Source organism: Paenibacillus sp. 2RAB27, from assembly GCF_052115445.1.
GTDB lineage: Bacteria > Bacillota > Bacilli > Paenibacillales > NBRC-103111 > Paenibacillus_E.
This window is the reverse complement of record NZ_JBFRGR010000021.1, coordinates 39,694-58,211: the sequence shown is the minus strand read 5'-3', so window position 1 is coordinate 58,211 and position 18,518 is coordinate 39,694. Positions and strand designations below refer to the sequence as shown.

Here is an 18,518-nt window from a genome sequence, read left to right as displayed (position 1 = left end):
CATTGTTCCTTGGCACGTCTCCTTTTATGCGTCTGAAAGGCTAGATCATAAGGAATGGCATAGAGGTAAAAAGAACTAGAATAATCAGCTAAAACAGATTTTTTATAATTGAAAACGCTTGCATTTAAGCGCTTTCAAGAGATATATCGAAAAAAACAAAGTTTTTTGTGAATTTCACCACATTTTCAGCAGGATTTCGTGTTTTTTTGTCGTATTTACTACTTTACCAGAAAATTAATCTCTACAAATTAATATGGAATTGGGAGAGAACCGTATGCATGTTCGTTCATTTCAACTTGGTGATACCTCTTCGGTTAAAGAACTTCTAGAAGACGTTCTGTCGGAAACCTGCTATGAGGAGACGATTGAAGCCTTCGCTCGTCAGCTTTCGTGGGACACGGAGCTTGTTTTAATCGCTCAAGAAGAAGAGCAAGTCGTAGGCATGATTATCGGCACGATTGATAACAACAATGGCTACTACTATAGGATCGCAGTCGCAACAGCATATCAACGTAAGGGTATCGGCAAAGCTTTGATCGAGGCAATGAAGCAGCGGTTTCTCGGGCGGAATGTTAAGAAAATTATGGTAACGGTAGATGTGCACAATGAAATGGTGCTGCCTGTGTATGAGTCTGCTGGTTACAGTTCAAATGACTTTTCCAGAGCTGCTCACCGACTTAGCATTGTGAAAAAAGTAAGCGTCTAGGCTTCACTTGTTACTGGTAGGGAATGAAATAAGTTTGCTTATAGGGAGCATATCTGTGCCGCCATTGCAATTGGGGGTCAGATATGCTTTTCTAGTATAATAAGATGACGTTTCGGCAGCAATTTACAGAGGAGCTTGGAATATGGATAATTTCACGCCGTATGTGATAAAAAGCTTCAAACACGACGGGCATCTCCATCGCATGTGGTTGACCAATTGGCGAGTTCCTTCAAGTATGCTCCATGAAGAGCATCAGAAGCAGGGCATGCTTGTGTTCATTAATAGTCAGACAAAGATTCAAGAAGCGGATGGCAAAGAGTGGGTTAGCCGCATTCCAGGGGTTTCTTTTTTTATTCCGAAAATGTGGTTTAATATCGTTGCTCTTATAGAGGAGACTGGGGTACGCTATTACTGTAATGTGGCCTCTCCTTTGTATGTGAATCAGCAAATTTTAACGTATATCGATTATGACTTGGATGTTATCCGGTTGCCAGATCGAACGGTACATATTGTAGACCAAGATGAATACGAGCGTCATAAGCTCGGCTACCATTACTCGTCCCTTGTCGAAACGAAGGTAAAGGAGGGGCTTGCAACGCTGTTGGCGTTAGTGAATGAGGACAAGCCGCCTTTCCAAGATGACATGGTGATCTACTATTATGAGCAGTGGGAAAAGTATAAGAGCGGAGGCGGTTAAGTGAGCTTCTTTGTAGGGCGAGAAGATTCGAAAAGACAAGTTTCTACGCAAAGGTATGTTCATGAATCGAAAAGCTTCACGCACGAGCTGTGGGATTGGACGAAATCCATTCTCGTAGCTCTTCTTGTTGTTATCATTGTTCATCAATTCGGTTTCAATCTATCTACGGTGCGCGGTCACTCGATGGATCCGACGCTTCAAGAAGGCGAGTGGTTGTTCGTGAATAAAGCCATCACCTATTTGAAAGCACCGAGCCGGGGTGAAATCGTTATTCTTGAGGAGCCTGAGAAGTTAGCATTACCTCAGCACCCTTTGTTGGTCAAAAGGGTTGTGGCTATCGCAGGCGATGAAGTACAGAGCCGCCAAGGGGCGCTCTATGTGAACGGCGATAAAGTCACGGAGCCGTATGCAGATACGCCTATCGAAGATGGTGACTTCGGACCGACAGAGGTCGGACCGGGCCAAATCTTCGTAATGGGCGATAACCGGCATCAGGCAGCAAGCGCAGACAGCCGTATGTTCGGGGTCATACCGATCAGTCTCGTCCAAGGACGGGCTGACTTCGTGTTATGGCCGCTCGATATGGCGGGGAAGCTTTAAGTTCAAACACAAGATGATGTGAAAGAGGGAGGTGTGCAGATTGGCGGTTTCCATTCCTGACAGAACAGACTGGCGTAAATTACAACAAGAGATCGTGGAAGCCGCACCCTCTCTTGGTATTGATAAGATCGGCTTCACTTCTGCGGAGCCGTTTCACGCATTGAAAGATATCCTTCTCCGCCATAGGGAGAAGGGCTTCGAATCCGGCTTCGAGGAGCCGGACATCGAGAAGCGGGTACATCCCGAGCTGAGCTTCGACGCGCCACGGTCGATCATCTCGATCGCCGTCGCGTACCCGTCGAAGCTCTCGAACCCGCCACGATCTGAGCCTGGGGCGTATCGGGGCATGATCTCACGCTCCTCGTGGGGGAGCGACTACCACGACGTGCTTCGCGATCGGCTCGCGAAGCTGGAAGCCTTCATCGCCGAGCGCGTGCCGGAGGCGAGACTGCAGAGCATGGTCGACACCGGTGCCCTCGTCGACCGCGCTGTCGCCGAACGTGCCGGCATCGGCTGGAGCGGCAAAAACTGCGCCGTCATCACCCCCGAATGGGGCTCGTGGGTGTATTTGGGCGAAATGATCACGAACATCCCGTTCGATTCCGATATAGGTATTATGGACCAATGCGGAGACTGCACGATTTGCATCGATGCCTGTCCCACAGGGGCGCTAGTCGGCCCAGGGCAGCTCAATTCGAGCCGATGCATCTCGTTCATCACACAGACCAAGGGGTATGTGGATGACGAATACAAACGCAAAATCGGCAACCGACTCTACGGCTGTGATACCTGCCAGGTCGTCTGCCCGAAGAACAAGGGGATGAACTGGACGCATCATCCCGAACTGCAGCCTGACCCGGAGAAGGTCAAGCCGCTGCTCATTCCCTTGCTCACGATGTCGAACAAGGATTTCAAAGAGCAGTACGGGCGCATAGCAGCTTCCTGGCGCGGCAAAAAGCCCATCCAGCGCAACGCGATCATCGCGCTGGGCAATTTCAAGGACCGCACGGCGGTGCCGGTCTTGAGTGATCTGCTGCGGAGCGATCCGCGCCCGGAAATCCGGGCTACCGCAGCGTGGGCGATGGGGCGCATCGGCGGCGAGGATGCTTTCGCCGCTTTAACTAATGCTGCTGCGGCTGAGCAAGAGCCGCAGGTGAAGACGGACATCGAGAAAGCCATAGCTGTACTGAACAGTCAAGCAGTGGCCATTCAGGAGGAATAAAATGAAACAACCGCAAGAAGCAGTCTTGCTCATCTATACCGAGATCGACTCGCCTATCGGTTCCCTCGTGCTTGTGGCATCCCCACAGGGCCTTTGCAAAGTCGAGTTCGGTACCTATGAGAAGAATCGAGAACAACGAGAGCAGTGGGCAAGTCGTTGGTATGGGGCGTTTGAGCTCAGCGAAAATGCGGAGCAGCTAGCACCCGTAGCTGAGCAGTTAACGCAGTATTTTAAGAGAGAACGAGAGAGCTTTGAAGGGGATCTGGATCTACAAGGAACAGATTTTCAGAAGCGTGTATGGCTGGCTTTGCAAACGATCCCTTATGGGGAGACAGCATCCTATAAACATATAGCGGAAGCGATTGGCTCGCCGAAAGCAGTTAGAGCCGTAGGGGGAGCGAACAATCAGAATCCCATTCCTGTCATCATCCCATGTCATCGGATCATTGGCGCAAACGGCGATCTTGTAGGATATGGCGGGGGCCTTCCGACCAAAGTGCACCTATTAGATTTGGAACAACGATCATTGCTAACCTAGAAGTTCAACAACTACAACTTGTGGAGTGAATCCTATGAAATATGTGCATTTGGATTCGGTGGAGTCCGGTCAATTCCTGGGACGTACGATATATGCCAGCAATGGGGCTATTTTGCTTTCGGAGAATGTGCAGCTAACCGTTTTTATGATTAATACGCTGAATCGAATTGGCGTGACGATGATTTATATCAAAGACCCGAACCTAGAAGATGTGGAGATCCCAGAAATCCTATCGGATGAAACGAAGCGTCTTGTCATGACACAGATGGGGCAGACGTTCGCGTCTATTCAGTCAGGGAAAGATTTCAACTCGCGCAACGTCAGCATGTCCATCAACACACTACTAGATGAGATTATGAAAAATCGTGATGTTCTCGTACAGTTGAATGACATTCGGACGCAGGATAATCAAATGTATATCCATGCCATGAACGTCTGTATGATGGCTGTACTCATCGGGATGAATATGGGGATGAATGCGACCCAATTGAAGGATCTCGCTATGGGGGCGCTTTTGCATGATATTGGGAAAGTGGAGCTGCTCACAGACGATGAATCGGAGGATCCGCGGCGACATCATACGTGGCGTGGGTTTGAGCTATTGAAGAATAAGCGTGAGTTCAATCTGCTCATTGCACATGTTGCCTTTCAGCATCATGAGGCTCTGAATGGAGAAGGCGTTCCGAGAGGGATCATGGGCGAAGATATTCATCTCTATGCCAAAATCACTGCCGTCGCCAATATGTACGACAACTTACTCTTTGATATGTCTGCAGGACGCCGCAAGCTGCCGCATGAAGCCTGTGAATATATGCTGGCGTTGGCGGAAACGAAGCTGGATCGCGATGTGTTGATTCAATTTTTGAAAATTGTTTCGATCTATCCGACGGGAACTTCGGTTCGATTGACGAATCGGGAGACTGGCGTTGTCGTTGGTCAGCATCGAGGACTTCCAACGCGCCCGATTATTCGGATTGTGAAGCAGGATGCCACAGATAAAGTGTTGGACATCAAAGAGATCGATCTGGCGAAGGAAACGACTTTATTCATTGAACAAGTTCTTTAATTTGTAAACCGTGGAACAGAAATGATATGATAGAACAAGCATTCTATTCTAACTATGTACAAGCAGGGGGCACAGGTTATGTGGAGTTATTTAATTCCCATTCTCACATTGATTGCAGGTTTGGTTGGCGGTTTCTTTATTGGTGTATTCTATTTGAAGAGACAGCTGGAATCCATGCAAAACAATCCTGAAATGCTAGCCAAAATGGCGAAGCAAATGGGTTACAACATGAATAAGCAACAATTGAATAAAGCACAACAGATGATGAAGAACCAAAATTTCAACCAAAAGCGGAAATAAGAAATAGGGTGGAGTGGTAGAGAAGATGGCATCCATCGATTATAAAAATGGATTAGTTGCAGAAAATCGCGAGCAGATTGAAGGGCATGTCCGTGAAATTTTGCGACTGATTGGTGAAGATGTAGATCGCGAAGGTCTGTTGGATACGCCAGCTCGTGTAACGCGTATGTACGAAGAGATTTTTGCAGGGTATGCAGCAGATCCTCGCGAAGTACTTGGTGTTACTTTTGATGAACAGCATGAAGAGCTAGTTATTATCAAAGATATCGTTTACTACAGCCAGTGTGAGCACCATATGGCGCCTTTCTTTGGCAAAGTCCATGTTGGTTACTTGCCAAGCGGTAAAGTGGCTGGTCTCAGCAAATTTGCTCGTTTAGTTGATGTCGTTACACGCAAGCTGCAAGTACAAGAACGTATTACCTCAGAAATTGCTGACATTCTATTCGATGTGCTTAAGCCGCATGGCGTCATGGTTGTCGTTGAAGGCGAGCATATGTGCATGTGCGCCAGAGGCGTGAAGAAATACGGCAGTCAAACCGTAACATCTGCGGTGCGCGGCTCTTTCCGTAAGGATGCAACACTGCGTTCGGAATTTCTATCATTATTAAAATAATAAGAGCACCGGGGAATGTGCACGAAGACAATGGTCTTGTGCATCATTCCCTTTTTTCAGTTGTGCACCAGGTTGGGCTTGTTGGGGAATGGAGAATATAGTATTCTTTTAAAAATATAATCCTTCTGCATCAGGGGGTCGAATGGTGACTATCGTACATGCTCTCGCATAAACTGATAGCAGTGTGAGGAATCGCCCCAGCAGCAGGATACAGGTAAGAACGGCGCCCTACTGCGCTAGAGGGCTAGAGGAGGCAAGCATATGAACAACATACGTAAATATCGGCCTGGTGAGGCAGCTTCCTCGAAATGGAGTGAAGAACGGGATGAATTTGAACGGGATTATGCAAGGTTGATTCAGTCACCAACTTTTCGGCGTCTACAAGGGAAATCTCAGGTGTTCGGGGCCGGTTCGGGAGATTACTATCGGACTCGTCTGACGCACTCCTTGGAGGTTGCACAGATTGCACGAGAAGTGGCGAAGCGTTTAGAGCGGACGAATCCCTTTTTGAGCAAAAGAGAGCACCCAGGCCTGATCATCGATCCGACCGTTGTCGAGTGCGCATCCATAGCGCATGACTTCGGTCACCCGCCTTTTGGACATAAGGGCGAAGAAGTGCTCAATCATATCCTGATGAGGGATCACGGCTTGAAATATGAGGGCAATGCGCAAAACTTCCGGATCCTCATGTTTCTTGAAAAACGAGCAGGTAGCGAGAGTGGCCTGGATCTGACGGCAGCTGTGCTTCTCGGTATCAACAAGTATCCTTTTTTGATCGAGGAAGAGGGACGTCTCAAGGGTGTCTACGGGGCAGAGTGGGACGTCATTCAGGAGCTTCGTGACATTTGGAAAATGCCTGTCGGTTGTTCCACATTGGAAGCGCAATTGATGGACCTCTGCGATGATATTGCGTATTCTACGCACGATATCGAGGATGGCATTCGGGCAGGCAAAATTCAAATGAACGCTACCTTTTTCGAGGATCAACGATTGATTCGACATCTCGTGATGGAGATATTGAACGATCCCAATCAGCATAAATTCGGCTGGGAGCAAGTTGATATTGAGCAGATGGTGCGCCGGGTTCTGCATGATTATTTGGAGCAATGGGAGCTTATTTTTGCTGAGTGCAACCGCGAGGAATCACGGACGCGCAGAGAGATGAAAGCGCGCTGGGTCAGCTCCTTCGCGAGCCGCCTCGACATCATCGACGATACGGATCGTGGCTGGAAGAAGGTCGCCCTCGTCAAAGACGGCGCAGAGGATATGGATTTGCTTCGCACGATGGAGATCCTCAAGAAGCTGGCGTGGGTCACGCTGATCAAGGATTTCCGCGTCCTGCGCCTGCAAAAGCGCAGCGAGATCATCGTCGAGCGTCTCTGGGACAGCTTCATCGAAAAAGACAAAGGGCAATGGATCATCCCGCCCGACTGGATCGATAGCTACGAGCGGCGCAGCACGAATAGTAATTGGAGCTGGCCGCGCTTCGTCGCGGACTACATCTCGGGCATGACCGATGCGTATGCCGAGAAGGTATACGCGGAGTTGTTCGCGAGTAAATCGGGCTCGATTTACGAGATGGATTGAGTGGGTGGCGTGCCCACTCAAGTTCTGTCTGCAAGTAGATGTGAGTGGGTGCTGGTAGCTACAAGTAGCCACAAGCACCAGGAAGTACCTTACAAGTAGCCACAAGTACCTCGCCACCTCTCTTCCACCAACCAGCCGCCGCTAGAGCGCAAATAGATGGATTATATACAGCTATTCAATCTAGTTTTCCTCATTTAGGAAGATTAGATGGATTTCCTGTAGCTAATTTGATGGTTTTAAGGGGAAATGGCGGAAACTGCAACATTTAGCTGTACTTTTTCCATTTAAATTCAAAAATCAACGAAATATGCCAAAATTAGCTGTAGGTTTTCCAGTTAAGTTGGCTGTTATGGGCATACATGGGGCACTTGGATCGAAGCGCATACGGAGTGTAATGCACAAGAGTATAGTGAGTCCAGGGTCTAAGTAAGGACCTAAGTAACTAGCTACTTTTCACTCACCACTAACCATCACTCAACAGTAGCCGCTTGTCACTTACCACAAACCGTAACCCACCAGTAGCCGCTTGTCACTTAACATAAACCGGAACTCACTAGTAGCCGCTTGTCACTTACCACAAAACGTAATCCACCAGTAGCCGCTTGTCACTTTACCACAAACCGTAACCCACCAGTAGCCACTTTTTACATACCACAACCCGTAACCCACCAGCAGCCGCTTGTCACTTACCACAAAACGTAATCCACCAGTAGCCGCTTGTCACTTACCACAAATCGTAACCCACCAGTAGCCACTTGTCACTTAACATAAACCGTAATCCACCAGTAACCGCTTCTCACTTACCACAAACCGTAATCCACCAGTAGCCGCTTGTCACTTACCACAAACCGTAACTCACCAGTAGCCGCTTGTCACTTAACAAACCCGTAACCCACCAGTAGCCGCTTGTCACTCACCACAAACCGTAATCCACCAGTAGCCGCTTGTCACTTACCACAAACCGTAACCCACCAGTAGCCGCTTGTCACTTAACATAAACCTTAACTCACCAGTAGCCGCTTGTCACTTAACATAAACCGTAACTCACCAGCAGCCACTTGTCACTTAACAAACCGTAACCCACCAGTAGCCGCTTGTCACTCATCACACCCCACCACCCACCAGCACAAATCCACCACCCCCGCCGCGTGCAAATAGATGGATTTAGTACAGCTAATCTAGCAAGTTTTTCACATTTAGGAAGTTTAGATGGATTTCCTGTAGTTAATTTAGCGGTTTTAAGGGGAATTAGCGGAAACCGCGACATGTAGCTGTACCTTTTCCATCTAAATTTAATAATCAATAAAATAAGTCAGAATTAGCTGTAGGTTTTCCAGTTAAGTAGCGACACAGGAGCATGCGGTTGAGAGTTTGGCTGATTTGGCTGATGAGGGGTAAGCGTTGCTTGCCTCTTTTTCGTATAGGTTTGTATAGGCGTGCAAGCCGATAAAACGGCAAAAAAATACCGACCTCATCAGAGGTCGATTTTATAGGGAGGAGGGAATACCAGCGTTAACGTGCTCGGATGTGGCCGATGGTTCAATACTGCCGAGGAAGTCCATCGTGCGGCTCACATACGTTTTGGGCTCAGCTCGGTACAGAAGTTCATGCTGTGCGTTAGGGAGAATCCATAGCTTAGAGGCGGTATTGTGTTGCTGCTTGAACATAGCCTCGACTAAAAGATGAGGAGCCTTGTTATCATTTGTGCCATGAATCAGGAAGATCGGCATCTCATATGATGTTGTAGTTACTTTAGTGAAAGGCACGTCATGCAAGCTTACGCCATTAAGTAACGGGAAGAATAAACGAACAAGTGGGAGAGAAGGGTATTTTGGCAGATGTACGACTTGATTCATATTTTGATAAAGGGTGTCTGAGTTCAGCAGAAATGTGCTGTCTAGGATCATCCCTGAAATATCTCCGTTTTGCTGTAGAGCAGTTTGTAAGGCAGTGCCTGCCCCCATGGAAAAGCCCCAAATAAAGATTGAACCACCAGTGGACTGTTTGATGTAATCAATGGCCCCAAGCAGCTCTTGGGATTCCTGAACACCGCCGGTCATGAGGCGACTACTTGTGGGATTCACGTAGCCATAGTCAAACATGAGAACATTATACTGCTTTTTATGAAGCTCGCGGGCTAAGGTGTACAAAGGAACCCATTCTTCTTCACGATTGCCGCCATAACCATGTGAGAAAATGACAGTTTTACTCGAGCCTGCTGCTGGGATGAACCAGCCATCTAAGTTGGATTTACCGTTTAGACTCGGAAACGAAATGTTCGTATAAGGAAGTCGGACAGCTTTCATCGGATTCGAATGTAGAGGCTCAATATGTGGCCTAGCCAAAGTCCAAGCAATGTAAGCGTGGAAGATGAGTACGACTGAGGTGCATAGAATTAATAAGGCTAAAAAAGATGTGGCGATTAGCTTTTTCCTGCGTAAAAAAGGTTGTGTAACCTGATCAAGAGTGGGTTGCAGCGATCCCGTTACAGGATGTAGTGTAGTAGTAGACATCGATGAAGCCTCCCTCCGTGAAGATGTGTATGTGAAATTTCGCTAGTTAGAGGTGTGAAATTGGAAGGGAGAATTAATTGTTTAAATATTCTGATAAATATTTCTATAACTTAATATTATTCTGAATGCGCTTACAAGTCAATGTGGATGCGGCATTTGTAAGCCTATTGTAACGGTTCTGTAATAATGGGAAAAAGAGGTGTTTGACCTTTACGGCTCCACGTAGTTTCGTTATACTGAACATAACAAGGTTTCATATAGTGAAACAGTTTGGCTTATAAAGGTGGTGACTCTTCTATGGAAGATGGCAAGCTGACCGTGCGTGCTGTTGAGCGCGCTTTAGATATTATGCTTTGTTTCACGGGGGCGTCAGAATTGACGTTAACCGAAATTGCTACACGTGTGCAGCTTCACAAAAGCACCGTGCATCGCCTTCTCGCATCGCTTGAAGGCAAGGGCTTCATCATGCGTGATGAAGCGACGGATAAGTACAGACTGGGTTACCGGCTCTGGGAGCTCTCGGCTAACTTGTCCAAAGAGGGAGACCCCGGCATCATTCTGCTGCCGGAGATGGAACGGCTGCGCGATCAGCTCGGCGAGACGATCTCGCTGTACGTGCAGGACGGCCTGGTGCGCGTGCGCATCCAAGCCGTGCAGAGCAACCATGCCATTCGCCGTGTGGCCCCTGTCGGGGCGCGAATGCCGCTTTACGTCGGCGCCTCGAGCAAGGTGCTCGTCGCCTTCGCTGAGCCAGGGCTGCTGGAGCAGCTGCTAACCTCGGCCGACTGGCCGACAGGGTTAGACACGCAGGCGTACCTGCAGCAGCTCAGCGACACACGACGCGCGGGCTTCGCCACGAGCGTCGAAGAGCGCGAGCCTGGCGCGGCGGCTGTGTCCGCGCCGATTCTCGACCGCGGCGGCCGACTAGTGGCCGCCCTCGCGGTCTCAGGTCCAGCGAACAGGCTCACGCTGGAGCTGATGCAAGAGCAGGCGCCGACGATTATGGAGGCGGCGCGCCGGATGGGCACGATGCTGCGCTAAGCGGTATCGTTGGCCATCTTGCAGTACATAAGCAATCGCGGTGGTCTTATCTCGCGATAAGCCTCTGATCTAAGCAGTAATAAGCAAGGTAAACTTGCTTATTACTGCTTTTTCATTGCGCTGCCGCGCCCTGGCTCTCCTGTCCCGTGCAACCCGTACGGACCTCCTGCCCCCATCGTCCCATCGCATCCCCAATGTTGTTAGGATAGGTGAGGTGAGTGAGTGGGATTCCAGACGGGTGCTGCTGGCATGGGGAGAGCAGGGGGAGGCGTGGAGACAAAGCGGGGTTTAGAGAGAGTCTCTCCCCTTTCTCAAAAATGCAAAAATACAACCTTTTCTACTAATTTATGGTTGGAATTGACAAATGCGTGCAAATAGGCAACCTTTTTAACGTATTTCATGAGAATCTCCTGAAATCACTCCAAATAGATGCCTATTTGCATCAATTTCCAATAACGAGAGCGGAATCCATTCGAAAAGTGCTCTTTTGCATTTTTGACAGGGTTATTGGATTTGAAGACGTGAGAGTTCTCAGAAAATCAATTACTTTACTCCATCGACACTATGTTTGTCGCCATCACGTCCCTCCCACTCCCAACCCAAGTCCCCATCTAAATCGCCCAACATAGACGGATGCTTTGCCGCCGTTAAGCCATACTAAACATGGGAAGGGGAGTGGGCAAACCATGAAGAAGACAGCCTCGATGCTGGCGATTTGGATAAGCTTGGCCAGTAACATCGTGCTGACCGCCATCAAAATCATCGTCGGCCTTCTGTTCAATAGCCAAGTACTGATTGCTGACGGTATTCATAACGCTGGGGATGTCATCGCGACAGCAACAGCTTACAGCTCCATGCGAGTATCCTCCAAACCAGCGGATGTCGATCATCCTTACGGGCATGGAAAAGCAGAGGTGCTCGGTGCTTTTATCGTTGCAATAATACTGGGCTTAGCCGCGATCTATATGGGCTATCACTCCATACATGCCCTGTTCGAGGCAGCAGGAGAGGCACATATCATTGCCCTTTGCGCAGCTGTTGTTTCCCTCGTATGGAAACAAATTCTCTATGTCTACACGATGCGTATAGGAAAGCAGCTCAATAGCAAAGGGTTGATAGCCACAGCCTACGATCATTTAGCGGACGTGTACGCCTCTATAGCGGCTTCTGTAGGGATTGGTCTAGCATTACTCGGAGATCATTACAATATTAGCTACTTGGCGTACGGAGATCCTGTAGCGGGGATCATCGTCTCTTTCCTTGTATTGAAGTTAGCCTACGAAATGGGCAGCGAATCCTTTGATATTTTGATGGAGCGAAGTGTTAGTCCTGCCTATATCGAGCAGTATGCTGCGTTAATCCGAGGTGTGCCAGAAGTTAAGCGGATTGATCGACTACGTGCGAGGGAACATGGTCATTACATATTAGTTGATGCGAGGCTTGGCATTCCGGGCCAATTGTCGATCCAAGAAGGTCACGACATTAGTCGCAGCATTAAGCAGAAAATCAAAGAAGCCCATAGTGATGTGGATGAGGTACTAGTCCACTTAAATCCTTGGTATGAAGAGCAAGCTGACGCCTGAGTTGTTGCGTCGGCTTTTTACATTGTTTTTGGATATTATTTACAATCACTCCGATTCGCGTTAGATTAGTCATAGCATCTTATCGACAACGTCTACGTTACAGTTTAAAGGAGTGAAAGCTTTGAGTCGAAGAGCAAAAGACATTTGGATAGGTATCGCGGTGGCAAACGGATGTGGAATCTTCTTTATGCTGTTGACCGCCTATATCATCAAACTAGCTACAGGTGTAGAAGGAATATTGATCTTGTCCGACTTCGTCTTACTTCCATTCATCATGGGCATCATTAATGCTTTTTTCTGGCGAAAACACCGCGTCACAGTTGGTCCGTGTTTTGGATACGCATTTCTTAATCTAGTTGTGGGTTTAATTTATAGTTATTTCATGATGGGCGAGGGCTATATTTGTCTTATTATCGTGGCTCCACTGATTTATCTCTTTATTTTACTTGGGGTTCTGATGGGTAAACTGATGTTCAAATGGAACCAAACAACGTTAAACGTCAGTATTCTTGGGGCGATGACCGTTCTCGTATTTACAAATATCATCACAGCCGAACCTGGTGAAAGCCAGGTTACCGACCGAATTCTCATACATGCGAAACCCGAAGTCGTATGGCAAAATGTCACGGCATTTTCACCCATTACGTCAGAGCCTGACTATTGGTTATTTAAAATTGGCTTGCCAAGCCCCATTCAATCCACGGCAGAAGGCCATTATGTCGGCGCAGAGCGTAAGTGTATTTTCAGCAACGGCATTGTATTCGATGAGAGAATCGTAGAATATGAAGAAAACCGAAAGCTAACCTTCGCGATTACGAAGTTGCCTGACGATCCAGAAATTTTAGGGCATATAAGCTTGTCTAAAGGACAATTCATCCTAGAAGATAATGGTGACGGGACTACGACATTAGTAGGCACAAGCTGGTATGATTTAAAGGTGAAGCCATCCCTTTATTTTGATATGTGGACGAAAAGCATCATTCGCAATGTGCATCTCGAAGTTATGGAGCACATGAAAGAGTTAGCGGAACAAGTGTAGGAAGCAACTCATTGTGACAAAAAAACACCCCTACACACGAGCTCGCATTTGCGGCTCCATATAGAGGTGTTTTTTATTTATACATCGCGTTCATCACACGATTCGCACACATGTTACTTCGCAAAAATATGATTCCCAATCTGTAGCGTCTGTTGACGAGTCCAGATCCATGAGCTTGTCGCTGTTTTCGGGTTGAAATAGTAAAGCGCGCCACCCGTTGGGTCCCAGCCGCGAACAGCCTCTAAGGCAGCTTTATAAGCTTGACTATCCGGCGTTAAATTATATTGGCCATCGCTGACTGCGGTAAAAGCACCAACTTCGAACACGATGCCTTGAATGGTATTCTCGAACTGACTGGATTTTAGTCGGTTCATAACAACCGCTCCAACAGCTACTTGACCCTCATAGGATTCTCCGCGTGCCTCACTATAAATGACTTTAGCCAGCATATCGAGCTCTGCTTGATTCACTGTGAATTTACGCAAGTACTCCCACGTCTTCGCACCAACGATCCCATCCACGCTAAGTCCATAATTCGTTTGGAAGTTACGAACTGCCGCGGCTGTAATCGGACCATATTTTCCATCTATAGAAGGCTCATAAATGCCTAAAGTTTTTAGTCGGAATTGTGCGTCCCATACGTCACCATTTTGTGTACCTTGCTTTAAAGTCGTAGCTTCTGCTGCGGATGCCTTCGGGCTCCACGTACCTGCATTCATCCCTAAACCAAAGGAAGCTACGAGTGCGACTACGACTAGTTTTTTAATCAACATCATCTTCATCTCCCCTTTCGCTTTCCTCAGTATAAGTGCCAGTATACCTCGTCTCAACCCGCAGTTTTTGGAAATGTAAGTCAATCTCTTGGGGCTCTAAGGGTTGAGCAGGGTCATTTTTTTATTAAAACGAGCAAATTAATCATTGTTATTCCCATAAATAGGAAAAAGCCCGAGACTGCCATGAAGGCAATCCCGAGCTTTTTTTGTGTGTTTGCTGGTTATTGAGTGTATATAATTAGTTTTTGTTTTCCGCAAGAATCGAACGAAGAACGGTTTGCAGGATACCACCGTTACGGTAGTAGTCTACGTCTACCAAGCTATCCAAACGCACAAGAGCTGTGAATTCGAAGCTAGTGCCATCTTCACGAGTTGCAGTTACTTTTACTGTTGAACCTGGTTGTACGTCGTTGCTAAGGCCAGTGATGTCGAAAGTCTCGCGACCCGTAATTCCTAGCGTTTTCCAGCTTTCGCCGTTAACGAATTGAAGTGGAAGAACACCCATTCCAACAAGGTTACTACGGTGGATACGCTCGAAGCTTTCAGCGATAACTGCTTTAACGCCTAGCAAGAAAGTACCTTTAGCTGCCCAGTCACGGGAAGATCCAGTTCCGTACTCTTTACCTGCGATAACGACAAGGTTTTGGCCTTCAGCTTGATACTTCATGGAAGCATCATAGATGGACTCGACTTCGCCAGTTGGCAAGTAAGTTGTAACGCCGCCTTCAGTTCCTGGAGCCACTTGGTTACGAATACGAATGTTCGCGAACGTACCGCGCATCATCACTTCGTGGTTACCACGACGGGAACCGTAGGAGTTGAAGTCTTCTCTTTTTACACCATGGTTGATCAAGTATTGGCCTCCAGGGCTGTCTACTTTGATGTTTCCAGCAGGGGAGATGTGATCCGTTGTTACGGAATCGCCCATAAGTGCTAGTGTTTTGGCGCTGCGGATATCTGCGATATCATCAAGAACGGTACCTAGGTCTGTGAAGAAAGGAGGCTCTTGGATGTATGTGGAGTTCGTGTCGAACTCGTACAGATCGCCTTCTGGAATTTGAATTTGGTTGAAACGCTCATTCGCACGGAATACATTGCTGTATTTGTCGCGGAACATGTCAGGGCTCATAGCTATGTTAAGAGCATCTTGAATCTCTTGGTTTGTAGGCCAGATATCTTTCAAGTAGACAGGTTTGCCAGTGTGGTCATTACCGATTGGATCTGTCGCAAGATCGATGTTCACAGTACCTGCAAGAGCATAAGCAACAACTAATGGAGGTGATCCAAGGTAGTTCGCTTTTACTTGTGCATGCACGCGGCCTTCGAAGTTACGGTTACCGGAGATAACAGCAGCAACGGTCATATCGTTGTCGATAATCGCTTTGCTTACTTCGTCTGGAAGCGGACCGGAGTTACCGATACAAGTTGCACAGCCGTAACCAGCAACGTGGAAGCCAAGAGCTTCTAGGGACTCAAGAAGGCCTGCTTTAATCAGGTACTCAGTAACAACAAGGGAACCAGGTGTCAAAGAGCTTTTTACGAAAGCTGGTTTTTTCAAACCAAGAGCTACCGCTTTTTTCGCTACGAGACCAGCACCGATCATAACGCTTGGGTTGGATGTATTCGTACAGGAAGTAATCGCCGCGATGACGACTGCGCCAGTACCCATTTTAACGGTTTCGTTTGGATATACAACATCAACAACTTCAGCCACTTTCTCTTCCGTCAAGCCGTATCCGCCTTTTTCGATCGGTGTACGGATGATAGCGTTGAAAGATTCTTTCATGTTCGTAAGTTCTACGCGATCTTGCGGACGTTTAGGACCAGCTAAGCTTGGAACTACCGTGCTAAGATCAAGCTCAAGAACATCTGTGAACACTGGATCTGGTGTGCTGTCTGTGCGGAACATGCCTTGTGCTTTGTAGTAAGCTTCAACAAGCGCGATTTGCTCTTCCTCACGGCCAGTAGCACGCAAGTAGTTCAATGTTTCGTTATCGACAGGGAAGAAACCGATTGTTGCGCCGTACTCAGGAGCCATGTTCGCAACTGTTGCACGGTCAGCCAAGGAAATGTTGCTTAGTCCAGGACCGAAGAACTCAACGAATTTACCAACAACGCCTTTTTTACGCAAAATTTGAGTAACTGTCAACGCCAAGTCAGTCGCTGTAGCGCCTTCTGCCAATTGACCAGTCAATTTGAAACCAACAACGTCTGGAGCGACGAAGTATAGAGGTTGACCAAGCATACCAGCTTCCGCTTCGATACCGCCAACGCCCCAACCTACAACACCAAGACCGTTGATCATCGTTGTATGGGAGTCTGTACCTACGAGGGAATCCGGGTACACGACAGTTTCGCCGTCAATTGTTTTCGTTGCTGCAACAGATGCCAAGTACTCCAAGTTAACTTGGTGAACGATACCTGTTGAAGGTGGCACTGCACGGAAGTTATCGAATGCTGTTTGTGCCCAACGCAAGAAGCGGTAACGCTCTTCGTTTCTTTCGAATTCTAAGTTAATGTTCATTTCGAGTGCATCCGGGGAACCGAAAGCATCAACCATGACAGAGTGGTCAATTACAAGGTCAACAGGAACTAGTGGGTTAATACGTCTAGGATCTCCACCTTCACGAGCCATAGTCGCACGCATTGCCGCAAGGTCAACGACGACTGGAACGCCTGTGAAATCTTGAAGAACGATACGAGCAGGAATGAAAGGGATTTCTTTGTTCTCATCGCGGCCTTCAGCCCAGCCAGCGATTTGTTTCACGTGCTCACTTGTAATCGCGCGACCGTCAAATTGACGAATAGCAGCTTCAAGCAAAACGCGGATGGAAACAGGAAGATTGGTGATCGTGCCGTGACCTTGGCTTTCAAAGTCAGGAAGGCTGTAATACTGGAACGATTTCGTGCCGACAGTTAACTGCTTGCGCACAGAAAAAGAGTCCTTATTGGACATAGGTAGTTCCTCCTCAAATGATAATATCTAACCATGCCATCGAATTTCATCTAGTGAAACTCGATTTCATAATTCCCTCTACCTCAAGTATAGCGCTTCGCCACGTGTGAGTAAAGATTAATTTCAATCATTTTTACCATCAAAATGTCATATATTGAATCAATTCAAAGCAATTCGGGCTTGTCCTAATGAAACCTATTCCATGCCTTAATAAAAGCTAAGGAGGGATACCAAGATGTCCTGGAAAACAGCGCTCTACAATTACGTTCATGCGAAAAATCAGGCTGAGCTTGAGGGCTCATCCGCACCCTTGGAAGCATTTGTCTCGGACAGCGCTTATGTACGGAAACAGGATGTCAAGGTGCGAAGGCTCCTGAACAGTTACCGAGAACGTGACGCTAAGCTGCTGCGCGGAGAAACCAAGCTCCGTATGCAAGGTGTTAAGGAATTGCCATATGGTATTATTGCGGATATCCAGTTGCATCGGTTTTTGACCTATCAAATTGGTTTGATAGAACATCAGGAGGAGCGTATAGAATCAGAACGAGTGATCATTGAGCAAAATGTTTCAGGCTGGAAAGTTCAAAGTGCGGAGCTCGTACAAAGCGAAAAGTCTCAGCCTAGCCGCGGCCGCAGCTTCCATTTGTCAGAGAATGAAACGTTCCTAGACACCCAGCGCAGCTCACCATCTCTTCCTTATATCAATCCTAGTATACGCAATACGAGTGGTCTGGAATCCGCTCACCGCAAAATCATTTATAATCGTCCCAAAGCCGTCCAATATGCGGAAAAATGGTGGCAAACACCGAATCCTAGTTATGAGTATTTTGAAGTAGATTGCACGAACTATGTCTCGCAATGCCTCTTTGCAGGCGGGGCTCCAATGGACTATACTGGGAAAAGGGAATCGGGCTGGTGGTATGCTGGCAAAAAAGGAAATCAAGAGCTTTGGAGCTATAGTTGGGCAGTAGCCAACAGCTTGCATCATTACCTTGAGCGTCCACATAAGCATGGTTTGACAGGTACAGTCGTCAAGGACGCTTGGGAGCTACAGCCAGGAGACACCATCAGCTATGATTGGGATGGCGACGGCCGTTTCCAGCACAACACAATCGTTATAGGTAAAGATGCCAATGGGATGCCGCTCGTTAATGCGCATACCTTTAATAGCCGTAATCGGTACTGGGCATACAAGGATTCACCTGCTTGGTCAGAACGGACGAAATACATGTTCATTCATGTTGCTGATGAAATGTAAGATGGCATAGAGATTTGTAAATACTA

Annotated in this window: 17 protein-coding genes; 13 read left to right on the top strand and 4 right to left on the bottom strand. The window is 47.6% G+C overall.

The window, feature by feature from the left end:
• Positions 1-274 precede the first annotated feature (274 nt).
• The 9 genes from AB4114_RS24350 to AB4114_RS24310 all read left to right on the top strand — a co-directional run bounded on the left by AB4114_RS24350 (position 275) and on the right by AB4114_RS24310 (position 7,329).
• Entirely contained in the window at positions 275-706 is a 432-nt protein-coding gene (locus AB4114_RS24350; RefSeq protein WP_436233776.1) for a GNAT family N-acetyltransferase, read from the top strand.
• A gap of 142 nt (positions 707-848) precedes the next feature.
• Positions 849-1,403 carry a DUF402 domain-containing protein gene (locus AB4114_RS24345; protein WP_441990773.1) on the top strand — a complete coding sequence of 185 codons (555 nt, stop codon included), beginning with the start codon at positions 849-851 and terminating at the stop codon, positions 1,401-1,403.
• A complete protein-coding gene (gene lepB / locus AB4114_RS24340; RefSeq protein ID WP_441990772.1) occupies positions 1,404-2,003 on the top strand; it encodes a signal peptidase I in 600 nt (199 codons plus the stop codon).
• A gap of 40 nt (positions 2,004-2,043) precedes the next feature.
• Positions 2,044-3,225 carry a tRNA epoxyqueuosine(34) reductase QueG gene (queG, locus tag AB4114_RS24335; RefSeq protein ID WP_441990771.1) on the top strand — a complete coding sequence of 394 codons (1,182 nt, stop codon included), beginning with the start codon at positions 2,044-2,046 and terminating at the stop codon, positions 3,223-3,225.
• A 1-nt stretch (position 3,226) separates the two neighbouring features.
• Positions 3,227-3,763: a methylated-DNA--[protein]-cysteine S-methyltransferase gene (locus AB4114_RS24330; protein WP_441990770.1), complete on the top strand. Its 537-nt coding sequence runs from the start codon at positions 3,227-3,229 to the stop codon at positions 3,761-3,763.
• A 34-nt stretch (positions 3,764-3,797) separates the two neighbouring features.
• Complete coding sequence (locus tag AB4114_RS24325; RefSeq protein WP_441990769.1) at positions 3,798-4,829, top strand: HD-GYP domain-containing protein; 1,032 nt, start codon at positions 3,798-3,800, stop codon at positions 4,827-4,829.
• Positions 4,830-4,907: 78 nt separating this feature from the next.
• Positions 4,908-5,129: a YneF family protein gene (locus AB4114_RS24320; RefSeq protein WP_056617548.1), complete on the top strand. Its 222-nt coding sequence runs from the start codon at positions 4,908-4,910 to the stop codon at positions 5,127-5,129.
• A 25-nt stretch (positions 5,130-5,154) separates the two neighbouring features.
• A complete protein-coding gene (gene folE / locus AB4114_RS24315) occupies positions 5,155-5,742 on the top strand; it encodes a GTP cyclohydrolase I FolE (RefSeq protein ID WP_171629464.1) in 588 nt (195 codons plus the stop codon).
• Positions 5,743-6,003: 261 nt separating this feature from the next.
• Positions 6,004-7,329 carry a deoxyguanosinetriphosphate triphosphohydrolase family protein gene (locus AB4114_RS24310; RefSeq protein ID WP_441990768.1) on the top strand — a complete coding sequence of 442 codons (1,326 nt, stop codon included), beginning with the start codon at positions 6,004-6,006 and terminating at the stop codon, positions 7,327-7,329.
• A gap of 567 nt (positions 7,330-7,896) precedes the next feature.
• On the opposite strand, the gene AB4114_RS24305 is transcribed toward AB4114_RS24310, so the two are convergent.
• Together AB4114_RS24305 and AB4114_RS24300 are read right to left on the bottom strand one after the other, a co-directional pair.
• The gene (locus AB4114_RS24305; RefSeq protein ID WP_441990767.1) at positions 7,897-8,022 is read right to left on the bottom strand and encodes a hypothetical protein; all 126 of its coding nucleotides are present in this window, start codon (positions 8,020-8,022) and stop codon (positions 7,897-7,899) included.
• Between the two features lie 794 nt (positions 8,023-8,816).
• Positions 8,817-9,842 (bottom strand): alpha/beta hydrolase, encoded by a 1,026-nt coding sequence (locus AB4114_RS24300; RefSeq protein WP_441990766.1) that lies wholly within the window; start codon positions 9,840-9,842, stop codon positions 8,817-8,819.
• 297 nt (positions 9,843-10,139) lie between these two features.
• Between AB4114_RS24300 and AB4114_RS24295 the strand changes: the two genes are divergently transcribed.
• The 3 genes from AB4114_RS24295 (at position 10,140) to AB4114_RS24285 (ending at position 13,505) form a co-directional block, all read left to right on the top strand.
• Positions 10,140-10,883: an IclR family transcriptional regulator gene (locus AB4114_RS24295; protein ID WP_056617559.1), complete on the top strand. Its 744-nt coding sequence runs from the start codon at positions 10,140-10,142 to the stop codon at positions 10,881-10,883.
• Positions 10,884-11,569: 686 nt separating this feature from the next.
• Positions 11,570-12,466 (top strand): cation diffusion facilitator family transporter, encoded by an 897-nt coding sequence (locus AB4114_RS24290; RefSeq protein ID WP_441990765.1) that lies wholly within the window; start codon positions 11,570-11,572, stop codon positions 12,464-12,466.
• Between the two features lie 121 nt (positions 12,467-12,587).
• Entirely contained in the window at positions 12,588-13,505 is a 918-nt protein-coding gene (locus tag AB4114_RS24285) for a hypothetical protein (protein ID WP_441990764.1), read from the top strand.
• A 113-nt stretch (positions 13,506-13,618) separates the two neighbouring features.
• Here the strand turns inward: AB4114_RS24285 and sleB are convergent, their stop codons facing one another.
• Positions 13,619-14,287 carry a spore cortex-lytic enzyme gene (gene sleB, locus AB4114_RS24280; RefSeq protein ID WP_441990763.1) on the bottom strand — a complete coding sequence of 223 codons (669 nt, stop codon included), beginning with the start codon at positions 14,285-14,287 and terminating at the stop codon, positions 13,619-13,621.
• A gap of 229 nt (positions 14,288-14,516) precedes the next feature.
• Positions 14,517-17,234: an aconitate hydratase AcnA gene (gene acnA / locus AB4114_RS24275; RefSeq protein ID WP_171629457.1), complete on the bottom strand. Its 2,718-nt coding sequence runs from the start codon at positions 17,232-17,234 to the stop codon at positions 14,517-14,519.
• Between the two features lie 235 nt (positions 17,235-17,469).
• Here acnA and AB4114_RS24270 point away from each other — a divergent pair, with 235 nt between their 5' ends.
• Complete coding sequence (locus AB4114_RS24270; protein ID WP_441990762.1) at positions 17,470-18,492, top strand: amidase domain-containing protein; 1,023 nt, start codon at positions 17,470-17,472, stop codon at positions 18,490-18,492.
• The last annotated feature ends 26 nt before the right edge of the window (positions 18,493-18,518 follow it).